This is a genomic window from Parabacteroides chongii (assembly GCF_029581355.1).
Lineage (GTDB): Bacteria > Bacteroidota > Bacteroidia > Bacteroidales > Tannerellaceae > Parabacteroides > Parabacteroides chongii.
In genome coordinates, this window is record NZ_CP120849.1 from 4,340,142 (window position 1) to 4,356,979 (window position 16,838).

Genomic DNA, 16,838 nt, shown 5'->3' on the forward strand with positions numbered 1-16,838 from the left:
GTCCGCCACTGAATCCAAAATAAAATCCAAAGTATCAACAAAAAAGAAGAAGACATGAAGACAATCATTGCAGAAAAGCCCTCCGTGGCACGTGAAATCGCCCGCATCGTGGGCGCGACAAAGAGAGAGGAAGGATATTTCGAGGGAGGCGGCTATGCCGTGACATGGGCATTCGGACACCTTGTCCAGCTCGCCATGCCCGATGGCTACGGCGTGCGCGGTTTCGTCCGTGACAACCTCCCGATTATCCCCGACACCTTCACGCTCGTCCCCCGTCAGGTCAGGACGGAGAAAGGCTACAAGCCCGATAGCGGCGTGGTGTCGCAGATAAAAACAATCAAAAGGCTGTTCGGCACCAGCGACCAAATCATCGTGGCAACCGATGCCGGACGCGAGGGTGAACTTATCTTCCGCTACCTCTACCACTACACGGGCAGTACCACTCCTTTCGTGCGCCTGTGGATAAGCTCGCTCACCGACAAGGCTATCCGCGAGGGATTGCGCAACCTCGAAGACGGCGGCAAGTATGACAACCTATACCTCGCCGCCAAAGCGCGAAGCGAATCCGACTGGCTCGTGGGCATCAACGGCACGCAGGCTCTCTCCATCGCCGCCGGACACGGCACATACTCCGTGGGGCGGGTGCAGACACCAACGTTGGCTATGGTATGTGAACGCTACTGGGAGAACCGCCGCTTCACGCCCGAAGCCTTCTGGCAACTCCATATCGCAACGGACGGTTGCGACGGCAAGGTCGTGAAATTCTCATCCTCTGAAAAATGGAAGTCGAAAGAACCGGCAACGGAGCTATATAATAAGGTAAAGGCGGCAGGCTTCGCAACGGTAACGAAAGCCGAGCGCAAGGAGAAAACGGAGGATACCCCGTTGCTGTACGACCTGACCACGCTTCAGAAAGAAGCCAACGCCAAGCACGGCTTCACGGCGGAGCAGACGCTTGAAATCGCGCAGAAGCTCTACGAGAAGAAGCTGATAACCTATCCGAGAACGGGTAGCCGCTACATCCCCGAAGACGTGTTTGCCGAAATTCCCAAACTGCTCGCTTTCATCGGCACACAGCACGAATGGAAAGACAAGGTGCGGGCAAAAGCCATCCCGACACGCCGCAGCGTAGACGGCGGCAAGGTGACAGACCACCATGCCCTACTCGTCACGGGTGAGAAACCGCTCTTCCTCTCCAAAGAGGACAATACCATCTATCAGATGATTGCCGGGCGCATGGTCGAGGCATTCTCTGAAAAATGCGTCAAGGACGTGACCGCTGTCATGGCGGAATGTGCCGGAGTGGAGTTTACCGTGAAAGGCAGCGTCATCAGGCAAGCCGGATGGCGTGCTGTCTATGGCGAGGAAAACAAGGAGGAAACCACCATTCCCGGCTGGCAGGAAGGCGACACGCTGACACTGAAAGCCTCTTCCATCACAGAAGGGAAGACTAAGCCCAAGCCGCTACATACCGAAGCCACCCTGCTGTCCGCAATGGAAACGGCGGGCAAGGAAATCGAGGATGACGCACTGCGGCAGGCGATGAAGGACTGCGGCATCGGTACTCCCGCCACACGCGCCTCCATCATCGAAACGCTCTTCAAGCGCGGTTACATGGAACGCTGCAAGAAATTGCTTGTCCCCACCGAAAAGGGGCTTGCACTCAATTCCGTGGTGAAGACGATGCGCATCGCCGATGTCGCCATGACAGGCGAATGGGAGAAGGAACTGGCACGCATCGAGCGTGGGGAGCTGTCCGCCGATACCTTCCGCAAAAAGATAGAGGCGTACACGCGGGAGATTACCTCCGAACTGCTCTCATGCGACAAACTCTTCGGCAGCCGCGATTCCGGTTGCGCGTGTCCCAAGTGCGGCACGGGCAGGATGCGGTTCTACGGCAAGGTGGTACGCTGCGACAACACGGAGTGCGGGCTTCCCGTGTTCCGGCTGAAAGCGGGACGCACCCTGTCCGACGATGAAATCAAAGACCTGCTCACCGAAGGGCATACCCAGCTGCTCAAAGGCTTCAAGAGCAAACAGGGCAAGAGCTTCGATGCCGTCGTCGCCTTTGACGGGGAATATAACACGACGTTCGTGTTCCCGGAGGCTAAAAAGGGCAAGAAATTTTCAGGACGGAAGAAATAGTATTAACTTTGCCACTTGTTCAGAGTAATGAATTGTTCTTCGATACCGGATTACACTCATACTTTGGATTTAGTGGCGGCACTCGGAGGGATACCGAGTGCCTTTTTCTTCCTTTTTTCCAACCGATTATCCCGTTAAATATCAATCCACTAAACTCCAAAGTAATGAACAACAAGAAGAACAACGAAGGGCAGTCCGACTTTTCCTATTACGGTCTGTACCTGATGGACTACCTCCGCACGAACAAGTTTGAACAGGCTACCGACACCGCTTTCATACGGGAACGCGCCGATCGTGCCGCCGAAACGTATGAAAAGGCGCGGATTGAAGGCTATCCCACCGACGGTGCGCAGGAACTGGCGATGGAAACACTGCTGCGCGGGTTGCACTATTCCCGGTACGCCATGCTCCACGAAGTCGTGGAGAACGAGTTTGCCAACGAAGTGCCGGAAGAGAAACAAGAAGCCTTTATCCATAAACTCCTGCCGCTTGTCGGCAACGTGTTCTCCGTCTATGACCTTTCGGACGACAACTTCGCCCTGTCTTCCGATTACGACCTGCTCTACACGGAGCTGACGGGAGCAACCGTCCTTTACTTAGACGAATATGGCGTTTAACCGCAAACAGAAACTGCGGGACAACATCGAGGCGATACGGACGGCATTCATCCTTGACAGGGAAAATAGGACAGCGACAACCGAAGAGCGTGCCATACTTCAAAGGTACTGCGGTTTCGGCGGTCTGAAATGTATCCTCAACCCTGCAAAGGAACTGACGGATGCCGTCCGGTGGGCGAAATCCGACCTCGAACTGTTCGCCCCGACGGTGGAGCTGCACAGGCTTATCCGTGAGAACAGCAAGGACGAAACAGAGTACAAGCGGTTTGTGGATTCGCTGAAAGCGTCCGTGCTGACCGCTTTCTACACCCCCAAAGAGATAACCGACACCATCGCGGACGTGCTGGCAGATTACAGCGTCCGCCCCGCCCGTATGCTCGAACCGTCGGCAGGTGTCGGCGTGTTCGTGGATTCCATGCTGCGGCACAGCCCCAATGCGGATGTGATGGCTTTCGAGAAGGATCTGCTCACGGGTACAATCTTGAGGCATCTCTATCCCGACGGAAAATGCGCACCTGCGGTTTTGAGAAAATCGAAAGACCGTTCAACAATTATTTCGACTTGGCGGTGTCCAACATTCCGTTCGGTGACATTGCCGTGTTCGGCGCGGAGTTTCAGCGGAGCGACTCTTTCGGCAGACGCTCCGCCCAGAAAACCATCCACAACTATTTCTTTCTCAAAGGACTGGATGCCGTGCGTGACGGCGGTATCGTGGCGTTCATCACCTCGCAAGGGGTATTGAATAGCACCAAGACCTCCGTGCGTAACGAGCTGTTCAGTCAGGCCAATCTGGTATCCGCGATACGCCTGCCCAACAACCTGTTCACGGACAACGCGGGCACGGAGGTGGGCAGTGACCTGATTGTCCTGCAAAAGAACCTCAGCAAGAAGGAAATGTCGCAGGACGAGCGGCTGATGACCGTGATACAGACGGACACGAAAACCGCCCTGACCGACAACGCCTATTTCATCCACCACCCGGAACGCATCGTGCATACGATGGCGAAACTTGACACAGACCCCTACGGGAAGCCCGCTATGGTTTATCTGCACGAGGGCAAGGCAGCAGGCATCGCCGGGGATTTGCGCCGTATGCTCGACGAGGATTTCCATTACAGGCTTGCCATGCGCTTGTATTCGGGTTCAATCCGGCAGGCAGGAACGGAAGAAAAAGTTGCCGTTCAAAATAAAGTAGAGCGTCCTGCCATAAAATTGGAAACAGTATCCTCGGCGCAGACGGTGGAAACTCCGACAGAAAAGCCGCAACCCGCAGATGAAAAGCCGGAGATAGAACCGCGCCCGCAATATTCCGCAGGCGTGCAGCTCACCCTGCTTGACCTCTCGGGGATGACGGAAGAGGTCAGCCAACCGAAAACCTCCAAAAGAAAAAAGACGGTGAAAAGGCAGTTACGGCAAAGTCCACTCCGCCCAAACCGAAAGTCACGGTTACACCGACAGCTCCAACTGCAAAACCCGCAATGGAGAATAAGGAGGTGAAAGCGGAGAACACCGCCAAGCCTGCCGACCCGGACGACATCTATGCCACACTGGACTGGGATACCAATCCTCCCATCAACGGTTTCTATGAAATGATGATGGGTTTGACGCCGGAGCGTAGGAAAGAACTTCGGGAACTGGCAAGGCAGCATAACGAGAAACAAGTGGCGGAAAAGACGGAAGTGAAAGCCGTGCCGGAAACTTCCCGTGAGCAGCCACGACAGGAGGAAACACAGCCGGAGGCAGTCGCCGCACCTGCCGTTACAGATACCCCATCGGAAGCGGTGGGGACTTTCCTTTTCCCCGACATCGAAGCGGAAAAGCCGAAGGAGGAAGTCGTGGACCTTTCTCCGCGTGCCTACCACCGCACGCCGGAGATGCACCTGCGCGAAGGGTCGCTGGTGGCTGACCGGGGGCGTCATAACATCGGCTACCTGAAAGACATCACGCCATACGGGGCGACATTCCAGCCGCTCGACCTGAAAGGATACCGAAGGAAAAGGCGTTGTTGTATGTGTCGCTGCGTGACGCCTACGAGCGTCTGTACCGTTATGAATCGCTCCGGCGCGAGGCAAATGTTCCGTGGCGAGAGCATCTGAATACCTGTTACGATGAGTTTGTCATGCGCTACGGCAACCTCAACGCCAAGCAGAACGTGAAGTTAGTGATGATGGATGCGGGCGGGCGCGACATCCTTTCGCTGGAACGGATGGAAAACGGAAAGTTCGTCAAGGCGGACATCTTCGAGCATCCTGTTTCCTTCGCGGTGGAGAGCCATGCCAACGTAGGCTCTCCCGAAGAAGCCCTGTCTGCGTCGCTCAACAAATATGGTACGGTCAATCTCGACTATATGCGGGAGATAACCGACAGCACGGCGGAGGATTTGCTCACTGCCCTGCAAGGGCGCATCTACTACAATCCGCTCGTGACCGGTTACGAAATCAAAGACCGTTTCATCGCCGGAAATGTCATAGAGAAAGCGGAACGCATAGAGGCATGGATGGGTGACAATCCCGAAAATGAGCGTATGCCGGAGGTGAAGCAGGCGTTGGAGGCTCTGAAAGATGCCGAGCCGCAGCGCATCGCCTTCGAGGATCTGGACTTCAATTTCGGGGAACGCTGGATTCCGACGGGTGTCTATGCCGCCTACATGAGCCGGCTGTTCGACACGGAGGTGAAAATCGCCTATTCCGCAAGCATGGACGAGTTTTCGGTGGTGTGCGGCTACCGCACCATGAAAATCACGGACGAGTTTCTGGTGAAGGGGTATTACCGGAACTATGACGGTATGCACCTCCTAAAACACGCCCTGCACAACACCTGCCCTGACATGATGAAGTCCATCGGCAAGGACGAGCATGGCAACGACATCAAGATGCGCGACAGCGAGGGAATACAACTCGCCAACGCCAAGATTGACGAGATACGAAACGGCTTCTCCGAATGGCTCGAAGAGCAGTCGCCACAGTTCAAGGAGCGGCTGACGACGATGTATAACCGCAAGTTCAACTGTTTCGTGCGCCCGAAGTATGACGGCTCGCATCAGACTTTTCCCGACCTCAATCTGAAAGGGCTGGCAAGCCGGGGCATCAGGAGCGTCTATCCCTCGCAGATGGATTGCGTCTGGATGCTGAAACAGAACGGCGGCGGAATTTGTGACCACGAGGTTGGAACCGGCAAGACGCTGATAATGTGCATCGCCGCGCATGAAATGAAGCGTCTGAACTTGGCGCACAAGCCGATGATTATCGGGCTGAAAGCCAATGTTGCGGAGATTGCCGCCACCTATCAAGCGGCATATCCCAACGCGAGGATTCTGTACGCTTCGGAGAAAGACTTTTCGACCGCCAACCGCGTGCGTTTCTTCAACAACATCAAGAACAACGACTACGATTGTGTCATTATGTCGCACGACCAGTTCGGCAAGATACCGCAGTCGCCGGAGTTGCAGCAGCGCATCCTGCAAGCGGAGCTTGACACGGTGGAGGAAAACCTCGAAGTGCTGCGCCAGCAGGGAAAGAACGTATCGCGGGCGATGCTGAAAGGTCTGGAGAAGCGCAAGCATAACCTTGAAGCGAAATTGGAGAAGGTGGAACACGCCATAAAGTCACGCACGGACGACGTGGTGGACTTCAAGCAGATGGGCATCGACCACATTTTCATTGATGAATCGCACCAGTTCAAGAATCTGACTTTCAACACGCGCCACGACCGTGTGGCGGGATTGGGGAACAGCGAGGGAAGCCAGAAGGCACTGAACATGCTCTTTGCTATCCGCACCATACAGGAGCGCACGGGCAAGGACTTGGGGGCGACCTTCCTCTCCGGCACGACTATCAGCAACTCGCTGACTGAGCTGTACCTGCTGTTCAAGTACCTGCGCCCGAAGGAGCTGGAACGGCAGGACATTCGATGTTTTGATGCGTGGTCGGCGATATTTGCCAAGAAGACAACGGATTTTGAGTTCAACGTGACGAACAACGTGGTGCAGAAGGAGCGTTTCCGCTACTTCATCAAAGTGCCGGAGCTTGCCGCCTTCTATAATGAAATCACGGACTACCGCACGGCGGAGGATGTGGGCGTGGACCGTCCCAACAAAAACGAGATACTGCACCACATACCGCCCACGCCGGAGCAGGAGGACTTCATACAGAAGCTGATGCAATTCGCCAAGACGGGCGACGCCACCCTGTTGGGCAGACTGCCGCTTTCGGAAACGGAGGAAAAGGCGAAGATGCTTATCGCCACGGACTATGCCCGGAAGATGGCACTCGACATGCGCATGATAGACCCGCATTACGAAGACCACCCCGACAACAAGGCGAGCCACTGTGCCAAAATAATCGCGGAGTATTATCAAAAATACGACGCGCAGAAAGGCACGCAGTTCGTTTTCTCTGACTTGGGGACTTACCAGCCGGGCGATGGGTGGAACGTCTATTCGGAAATCAAGCGCAAACTGACGGAGGACTACGGCATACCGCCAAGCGAGGTGCGCTTCATTCAGGAGTGCAAGACCGACAAGGCTCGGAAGGCGGTGATAGATGCCATGAACGCCGGGACGGTGCGTGTGCTGTTCGGCTCCACCTCCATGCTCGGAACGGGTGTGAACGCACAGAAACGGTGTGTGGCAATTCATCATCTCGATACGCCGTGGCGACCGTCCGACTTGCAACAGCGTGACGGACGCGGAGTTAGGGCAGGTAATGAGATTGCCAAACATTTCGCCGGGAACAACGTGGATGTAATCATCTACGCGGTGGAGAAGTCACTGGACAGCTACAAGTTCAACCTCCTGCACTGCAAGCAGACTTTCATAAGCCAGCTCAAAAGCGGTGCGATGGGTGCGCGTACCATCGACGAGGGGGCAATGGACGAAAAATCGGGCATGAATTTCTCGGAATACATGGCGTTGCTCTCCGGCAATACCGACCTGTTGGACAAGGCGAAACTGGAAAAGCGGATCGCATCGCTCGAAGGGGAACGCAAGTCGTTCAACAAGGGCAAGCGTGATTCGGAGTTCAAGCTGGAGTCAAAGACCGGCGAGTTGCGCAACAACACGGCTTTCATAGATGCCATGACGGAGGACTGGAACCGCTTCCTGTCGGTGGTGCAGACCGACAAGGAGGGCAACCGCCTTAATATAATAAAGGTGGACGGAGTGGATTCCGCCGATGAGAAGGTCATCGGAAAGCGTTTGCAGGAGATAGCCAAGAATGCCACGACCGGAGGGTTGTACACGCAGGTCGGTGAACTTTACGGTTTTCCGATAAAGGTGGTGAGCGAAAGGATACTCAAAGAGGGATTGGAGTTCACCGACAACCGCTTCGTGGTCGAGGGGAACTACAAGTACACCTACAACAACGGGCATCTGGCGATGGCTGACCCGTTGGCCGCCGCCCGCAACTTCCTCAACGCGATGGAGAGGATACCCTCCATCATCGACCAGTACAAGGCGAAGAACGAGGTGCTGGAGATGGAGATACCGCAGTTACAGGAGATAGCGGGTAAGGTGTGGAAGAAGGAGGACGAGCTGAAGCAGTTGAAGTCCGAACTTGCCGCCCTTGACCGAAAAATTCAGCTGGAGCTTGCGCCACCCACGCCCGAAGTCGCAGAAAAGGAGAATGAAGGGCAACAGCTCAAGCCGGAAGCGGAAGATGTGAGGAACAGGCAGGCGCAATATCCCGAAAATGCACCGCCGCAGATACGCAGTCCGGCGGATAGTATCGTTGCCAACCATGTCATAATCGGGCGTCCGGGACTGTATGCCAAGGAGGAAACCCGGTCCAAAGGATTGAAAATATAACCTAAGGAATTTTATCTGAAGTATTAATAAGGGCTATCCCAAAAGGTCTAAAAGTAAATTTTATCCTTTCTGCAAGTATCTGTAGGATGGCAACTGCATTTTTTTTCTTTTTGGGCAGCCCTTATTAAAATTTATTCTTATTTTAGGTTATATACATTCATGTCCATTTATGTAAAAAATCCTGCTGACCTTGTTTATGTCTTGTCAGTCACCATTTGCAAAACCATATTTGACCCTCAAAGAGGCTGAATTTGATAAGCAACTTGCTACATACTCATAATAAGGAGCTAAATAGAACACGAATGGGAAATACTCAAATGCCAAACTAAAGAAGATATTGGCCAAAATAAACGTTATACCGAGAGAGAAACTTGATTTTTTTCAACTTCCTAAAACGTTGTTGTTCAAACATTTCTACTTATTTGTACTTACCAGTTGAACCTACGCTTCCCTAATAAAATGTCTATGGTAAAAAAAGTTAAAAAATCCTCCCACTTTTGTTAGATATATTTTTTTTGTGTAATTTTGCAATCGTTATGCGGCAGTAATAATATACATATTAATACGAGTTAGTAATCCTGTAGTTCTCACATGCTACGAGGAGGTATTAAAAGGTGCGTTTCGACAATGCATCTATTGTAGTATATTATTGCTTAATCCAAATGAATATTATAAATTTAGGAATTCTTGCTCACATTGATGCAGGAAAAACTTCCGTAACCGAGAATCTGCTGTTTGCCAGTGGAGCAACGGAAAAGTGCGGCCGTGTGGATAATGGTGACACCATAACAGACTCTATGGATATAGAGAAACGTAGAGGAATTACTGTTCGGGCTTCTACGACATCTATTATCTGGAATGGAGTGAAATGCAATATCATTGACACTCCGGGACACATGGATTTTATTGCGGAAGTGGAGCGGACATTCAAAATGCTTGATGGAGCAGTCCTCATCTTATCCGCAAAGGAAGGCATACAAGCGCAAACAAAGTTGCTGTTCAATACTTTACAAAAACTGCAAATCCCGACAATTATATTTATCAATAAAATTGACCGTGACGGTGTGAATTTAGAGCGTTTGTATCTGGATATAAAAACAAATCTGTCTCAAGATGTCCTGTTTATGCAAACTGTTGTCGATGGATTGGTTTATCCGATTTGCTCCCAAACATATATAAAGGAAGAATACAAAGAATTTGTATGCAACCATGACGACAATATATTAGAACGATATTTGGCGGATAGCGAAATTTCACCGGCTGATTATTGGAATACGATAATCGATCTTGTGGCAAAAGCCAAAGTCTATCCGGTACTACATGGATCAGCAATGTTCAATATCGGTATCAATGAGTTGTTGGACGCCATCTCTTCTTTTATACTTCCTCCAGAATCAGTCTCAAACAGACTTTCAGCTTATCTCTATAAGATAGAGCATGACCCCAAAGGACATAAAAGAAGTTTTCTAAAAATAATTGACGGAAGTCTGAGACTTCGAGACATTGTAAGAATCAACGATTCGGAAAAATTCATCAAGATTAAAAATCTAAAGACTATTTATCAGGGCAGAGAGATAAATGTTGATGAAGTGGGTGCCAATGATATCGCGATTGTAGAAGATATAGAAGATTTTCGAATCGGAGATTATTTAGGTGCTAAACCTTGTTTGATTCAAGGATTATCTCATCAGCATCCCGCTCTCAAATCCTCCGTCCGGCCAAATAAGCCCGAAGAGAGAAGCAAGGTGATATCCGCTCTGAATACATTGTGGATTGAAGACCCGTCTTTGTCCTTTTCCATAAACTCATATAGTGATGAATTGGAAATCTCGTTATATGGTTTGACCCAAAAGGAAATCATACAGACATTGCTGGAAGAACGATTTTCCGTAAAGGTCCATTTTGATGAGATCAAGACTATCTACAAAGAACGACCTATAAAAAAGGTCAATAAGATTATTCAGATCGAAGTACCACCCAACCCTTACTGGGCCACAATAGGGCTGACTCTTGAACCCTTACGTTAGGGGCAGGGTTGCAAATCGAAAGTGACATCTCCTATGGTTATCTGAACCATTCTTTTCAAAATGCCGTTTTGAAGGGATTCGTATGTCTTGCCAACTGGGTTTACATGGATGGGAAGTGACAGATCTGAAAGTAACTTTTACTCAAGCCGAGTATTATAGCCCGGTAAGTACACCTGCTGATTTCAGACAGCTGACCCCTTATGTCTTCAGGCTGGCTTTGCAACAGTCAGGTGTGGACATTCTCGAACCGATGCTCTGTTTTGAGTTGCAGATACCCCAAGTAGCGAGTTCCAAAGCTATTACAGATTTGCAAAAACTGATGTCTGAGATTGAAGACATCAGTTGTAATAATGAGTGGTGTCATATTAAAGGGAAAGTTCCATTAAATACAAGTAAAGACTATGCCTCAGAAGTAAGTTCGTACACTAAGGGCTTAGGCATTTTTATGGTTAAGCCATGTGGGTATCAAATAACAAAAGACGGTTATTCTGATAATATCCGCATGAACGAAAAAGATAAACTTTTATTCATGTTCCAAAAATCAATTTATGAATTAATACAAAACAAGAAGAAAATATGAACAAGCAATTCATTATCACGAATTTCGCCGCATTTGCTCTCATGCTGTTCCTGCCGACCGGATGCAGGCAGGCGGACGGCAAGCAGGATGCGGTGCAGAGTTATCGGGTCATAAAGGTCGCGGCAAGTCCGGTGGAAATCTCCGAGTCCTATTCCGCCGCCATACGCGGACGGCAGGATGTGGACATCCTGCCGCAAATATCCGGGCGCATTATCCGTCTGAAAGTGAAAGAGGGTGAACGGGTGAAGACCGGTCAAGTATTGGCTGTAATTGACCAAGTGCCCTATCGGGCGGCATTACGCACGGCGCAGGCCAATGTCAGCGCGGCACAGGCAAAAGTGGAAACGGCAAGAATCGAGCTGCGGGGCAAGCAGGCATTGTTTGACGAGAAGGTCATATCCGACTACGAGCTTTCTCTCGCCCGGAACCAACTGGCAGTGGCGTGTGCTGAACTCGAACAGGCAAAGGCACAAGAATCGGATGCACGCAACAATCTCTCCTATACGGAAATCAAAAGCCCGAGCAACGGAGTAGTAGGCACATTGCCCTATCGCATCGGTGCGCTTGTCGGTCCCAATATGGCACAGCCTTTCACGGTCGTGTCCGACAATGCGGAGATGTATGCCTATTTCTCCATTTCGGAGAATATGCTACGGCGATATTCGGCTCGCTATGGCTCGATTGACAGCATGATAGCCGGGACGCCGGAAGTGGGCCTGCAACTCAACGACGGCAGCCTGTACAAGGCGAAAGGACGTATTGAAACCGTAAGCGGCGTGGTGGATCCTGTTACCGGAACGGTACAAATCAAAGCCCTGTTTCCCAATCCCGACCGCGAACTGTTGAGTGGCAGCATCGGCAATGTCATCCTTCAAAACCCGAAAACGGAGGCCGTAACCATTCCCATGACCGCCACCGTGGAACTGCAGGACAAGATTATCGCTTACCGTCTGAAAAACGGACAGGCGGAAGCCGCCTATCTCACGGTGGACCGCCTGAACGACGGCAACCGGTTTATCGTAAAAGAAGGTCTTTCGGTCGGTGACACCATTGTCGCCGAAGGCGTGGGACTGGTGAGAGAAGGCATGAGCATAACCCCTAAAAACGAAACGAAATGAACCTGCGATTTTTTATAGACCGCCCGGTGTTTTCGGGCGTTATCTCGGTGGTGATTGTACTGTTGGGCATGATTTCCATGTTTTCCTTGCCGGTGGAACAATACCCCGACATCGCACCTCCGACCATCAACGTATTCGCAACTTATCCGGGAGCAAACGCTGAAACCGTGCAGAAGGCAGTGATAACCCCTCTGGAAGAAGCCATCAACGGAGTGGAAGACATGACCTATATGACTTCCACGGCATCGAATACGGGAGATGCTTCCATCAACATCTATTTCAAACAGGGAACCAACGCGGACATGGCGGCGGTAAACGTGCAGAACCGCGTGAACGGCGCACTGAGCCAACTTCCGGCGGAAGCCACCAAGACCGGTGTCACCACTGAAAAGCAGCAGAATGCCGAACTGATGACTTTCGCGCTCTATTCGCCCGATGACCGCTTCGACCAGACCTTCCTGAGCAATTACGTGAAAATCAATGTCGAGCCGAGGCTGAAACGTATCAGCGGCGTGGGAAAGGCACAGTTGTTCGGTTCCAACTACAGCATGCGACTTTGGCTGCGTCCCGACAAGATGGCGCAATACGGGCTTATCCCCGATGACATCTCTGCCGTACTTGCACGACAGAACATCGAGGCCGCCACCGGCTCCTTCGGTGCCAATCATCCTACCGCCAATGAATACACGATGAAATACCGCGGACGCTTGTCCGGAGCGGAAGAGTTCGGTGAGCTGGTCGTCAAGTCACTGCCGGGCGGCAATGTGCTTCGGTTGAAAGAGGTTGCCGATGTGGAACTGGGCGATGAATACTACAACTATTCCTCCGAGGTGAACGGGCATCCGGCAGCTATGATGCTCATCAACCAGAAAGCCGGGTCCAATGCATCAAGCACCATCAAGGAGATTCACGAAGTGCTTGACGACCTTAGCCGGGACTTGCCCGAAGGGACGGAATTCGTGGTGCTTACCGATACCAACAAGTTCCTGTATGCCTCCATCCACTCTGTCCTCCGCACCTTATTGGAAGCGATACTTCTGGTCATCGTGGTGGTGTATGTGTTCTTGCAGGACATCAAGTCAACGCTTATCCCTACCATATCCATCTTCGTTTCCATCATCGGCACATTTGCCGTGATGTCCATGATTGGATTCTCCATCAACCTGCTCACCCTGTTCGCGCTTGTGCTTGCCATCGGAACCGTGGTCGATGATGCCATTGTGGTGGTGGAAGCGGTGCAGGCGAAGTTCGATGAGGGCTATCAATCAGCAGTTCTCGCGGCTGATGATGCCATGAAAGGCGTTTCGTCGGCTATCCTGACCTCTACCATAATCTTTATGGCAGTGTTTTTCCCCGTAGCCATGATGGGCGGGACTTCGGGAGCGTTCTACACGCAGTTCGGTATCACGATGGCTGTTGCCGTGGGAATCTCGGCAGTCAATGCCTTCACACTCTCACCGGCACTTTGCGCGCTGCTGCTGAAACCCTATATCGATGAGCAGGGCAACACTAAGAACAATTTTGCAGCCCGTTTCCGTAAAGCGTTCAATGCCGTCTTCGACAGTCTGAGCCGACGCTATGTACGTGGAGTGATGTTCATTATCCATCGCCGATGGCTGTTGTGGAGCATCATAGGCATTTCTTTCGGGTTGCTGGTGCTGCTGGTCAATGTCACAAAGACGGGACTTATTCCCGAAGAGGACACCGGGACGGTCATGGTGAGCATGAACACGAAGCCCGGCACATCCATGGCTCAGACAAGTAAGGTGATGGAGCGTATCAACAGCCGTCTCGACAGCATCGGCGAGATTGAATACAGCGGTGCGGTAGCCGGTTTCTCTTTCAGCGGTTCCGGTCCCTCGCAGGCGATGTATTTCGTGACACTCAAAGACTGGGAGGATCGTAAGGGAGAGGGGCAGTCGGTGAATGATGTCATCGGAAAGATTTATGCCGCCACTTCAGATATTCCCGATGCCACGGTGTTCGCCATGTCGCCTCCGATGATTGCCGGGTACGGCATGGGAAACGGTTTCGAGCTTTATTTGCAGGACAAGGCGGGCGGAAACATCGCCGCTTTCAAGGAAGAGGCGGACAAGTTTGTCGAAGCCTTGTCGCAACGACCCGAAATCGGCGAAGTCTATTCCTCCTTTGCCACGGACTATCCGCAATACTGGGTGGATATCGATGCCGCCAAATGTGAGCAGTCGGGTGTGTCGCCCGCAGATGTGCTTTCCACATTGTCGGGCTATTATACCGGACAATATGTTTCCGACTTTAACCGGTTCTCCAAGCTCTACCATGTGACCATGCAGGCTCCGGCGGAATATCGTGTGAATGCGGAATCCCTGCACCACATGTATGTGCGCGCCTCCGATGGCGGCATGTCGCCTTTGAGCCGGTTCGTGCGCCTGACCAAGACCAACGGCCCGTCAGACCTCACCCGTTTCAACCTGTTCAACGCCATCTCGATTAGCGGGTCGCCGGCGCAGGGTTACAGTTCAGGGCAGGTGCTCGAAGCCATCGGCGAGACGGCACGTGAAGTGCTTCCGTCAAATTACACATACGAGTTTGGCGGCATTTCGCGTGAGGAAAGCAAGACGACCAACAATGCCACGCTTATATTCCTGCTCTGCATGGTTCTGGTCTATCTGATTCTGTGCGCCTTGTATGAGAGCGTGTTCATACCCTTCGCGGTTCTGTTGTCGGTGCCTTGCGGACTAATGGGCAGTTTCCTGTTTGCGTGGCTCTTCGGTCTGGAGAACAACATCTACATGCAGACCGGATTAATCATGATTATCGGCCTGCTTGCCAAGACCGCCATCCTGCTTACCGAATACGCCGGCAAGCGGCGGTCGGAAGGCATGACGCTGGCACAGGCAGCATACAGTGCGGCAAAAGTCCGCCTGCGCCCTATATTGATGACTGTGCTGTCCATGGTGTTCGGTCTTGTCCCGCTGATGATGGCGCACGGAGTGGGTGCCAACGGCAGCCGTTCGCTTGCCACAGGTGTAATCGGTGGAATGATTGTCGGTACTTTGGCTCTGTTGTTCCTTGTGCCGTCATTGTTTATTGTATTCCAATATATTCAAGAACGTGTTAAGCATAATTAAATGAAGAAGACAGTAATATATATCATATTGTCAGGATGGATGTTTGCCGGTTGTGGCACATACAGCCGGTATCATCGTCCTGACCTCTCAACGGAGAATCTGTATCGGGACGTACCGGCGGACATTGATACAACGACCATCGCGTCCCTGTCGTGGCGGGAAATGTTTACCGACCCGAAACTCCAGTCCTTGATTGAAACCGGACTTGAACGGAACACAGACCTCAATGTGGCACGGTTACGCGTGGAAGCGACAGAAGCCGTCCTGATGACTGCCAGACTATCATATCTTCCATCACTGGGACTGACTGCCGAAGGTAATGCCAATAAACATGACGGAGCAACGGCAAAGACATATAATGTGGGAGCGTCGGCAAGCTGGGAACTGGACATCTTCGGCAAACTTACGGCGGCAAAGCGTGGTGCAGCCGCCGCGTTACAAGGAAGCCGTGCCTACCGGCAGGCCGTACAGACACAGCTTGTCGCCACTATTGCAGACAGTTACTACACCCTTGCCATGCTTGACGCACAAATGGCAATAAGTAACCGGACTTTGGAGAACTGGCGGACTACCGTACGTACTCTTGAAGCGTTGAAAAAAGTGGGGAAATCAAACGAAGCCGGCGTATTGCAGGCAAAGGCGAACGTGATGCGACTCGAAGCATCCCTGTTATCCATACGCAAGAGTATTTCCGAAACAGAAAATGCCCTGTCTGCGATACTTGCCATGCCGTCACACTCGATTGGACGAAGTAATCTGGCCGAGGCTGCTTTCCCCGATACTGTCTCGATTGGAGTCCCTTTGCAACTGCTTTCCAACCGTCCCGACGTGCGTCAGGCTGAAATGGAACTGGCGCAGGCGTTCTACGCCACCAATGCGGCTCGTGCCGCCTTCTATCCCAATATTACCCTCTCGGGGACTCTTGGATGGACTAATAACGGCGGTGGCGTAATCGTAAATCCCGGACAATGGTTGCTCAATGCCATCGGTTCCCTGACACAGCCCTTATTCAACCGGGGCACAAACATCGCCAACTTGAAGATAGCCAAAAGCCGTCAGGAAGAAGCCAAACTGTTGTTCCGGCAATCATTGCTGAACGCTGGAAAAGAAGTGAACGATGCTCTGACTGCATGGCAGACGGCAAAATCGCAAATTGAAATCAATGCTCGACAGGTTGAAACATTATGCGATGCTGTGCGAAAGACAGAATCGCTTATGCGTCATTCCAATGCCACCTATCTGGAAGTGTTGACCGCCCAACAGTCTCTTCTCGAAGCGGAAGTGCAACAGCTACAAACTCGTTTTGAACGCATACAAAGTGTAATCAAACTTTATCATGTGTTGGGAGGAGGAATGTAACTGCAATAAATAGAAAAATTTGAAATTATTATTAGTGTTATTCATCTCGGATATTTTTCGTGATTCTGCCGCATGTAGA

Annotated in this window: 5 protein-coding genes and 2 pseudogenes; all 7 read left to right on the forward strand. The window is 51.7% G+C overall.

Going from position 1 to position 16,838, the window contains the following annotated elements; translation table 11 throughout:
• Positions 1-54: 54 nt before the first annotated feature.
• Positions 55-2,145, forward strand: coding sequence for a type IA DNA topoisomerase (locus P3L47_RS16275; protein ID WP_004371701.1), 2,091 nt, complete (start codon positions 55-57; stop codon positions 2,143-2,145).
• 164 nt (positions 2,146-2,309) lie between these two features.
• Entirely contained in the window at positions 2,310-2,762 is a 453-nt protein-coding gene (locus P3L47_RS16280; protein ID WP_095231474.1) for a DUF1896 domain-containing protein, read from the forward strand.
• Positions 2,752-8,565 (forward strand): annotated as a pseudogene (locus P3L47_RS16285) (N-6 DNA methylase). The gene P3L47_RS16280 and the pseudogene P3L47_RS16285 overlap by 11 nt, the downstream one beginning before the upstream one ends.
• 662 nt (positions 8,566-9,227) lie before the next feature.
• Positions 9,228-11,172: pseudogene (tet(Q), locus tag P3L47_RS16290) on the forward strand (tetracycline resistance ribosomal protection protein Tet(Q)).
• Positions 11,169-12,290 carry an efflux RND transporter periplasmic adaptor subunit gene (locus tag P3L47_RS16295; RefSeq protein ID WP_005809248.1) on the forward strand — a complete coding sequence of 374 codons (1,122 nt, stop codon included), beginning with the start codon at positions 11,169-11,171 and terminating at the stop codon, positions 12,288-12,290. The pseudogene tet(Q) and the gene P3L47_RS16295 overlap by 4 nt, the downstream one beginning before the upstream one ends.
• A complete protein-coding gene (locus P3L47_RS16300; RefSeq protein ID WP_005809243.1) occupies positions 12,287-15,400 on the forward strand; it encodes an efflux RND transporter permease subunit in 3,114 nt (1,037 codons plus the stop codon). Before P3L47_RS16295 ends, P3L47_RS16300 begins: the two co-directional genes overlap by 4 nt.
• Positions 15,401-16,759: an efflux transporter outer membrane subunit gene (locus tag P3L47_RS16305; RefSeq protein WP_005809240.1), complete on the forward strand. Its 1,359-nt coding sequence runs from the start codon at positions 15,401-15,403 to the stop codon at positions 16,757-16,759.
• The last annotated feature ends 79 nt before the right edge of the window (positions 16,760-16,838 follow it).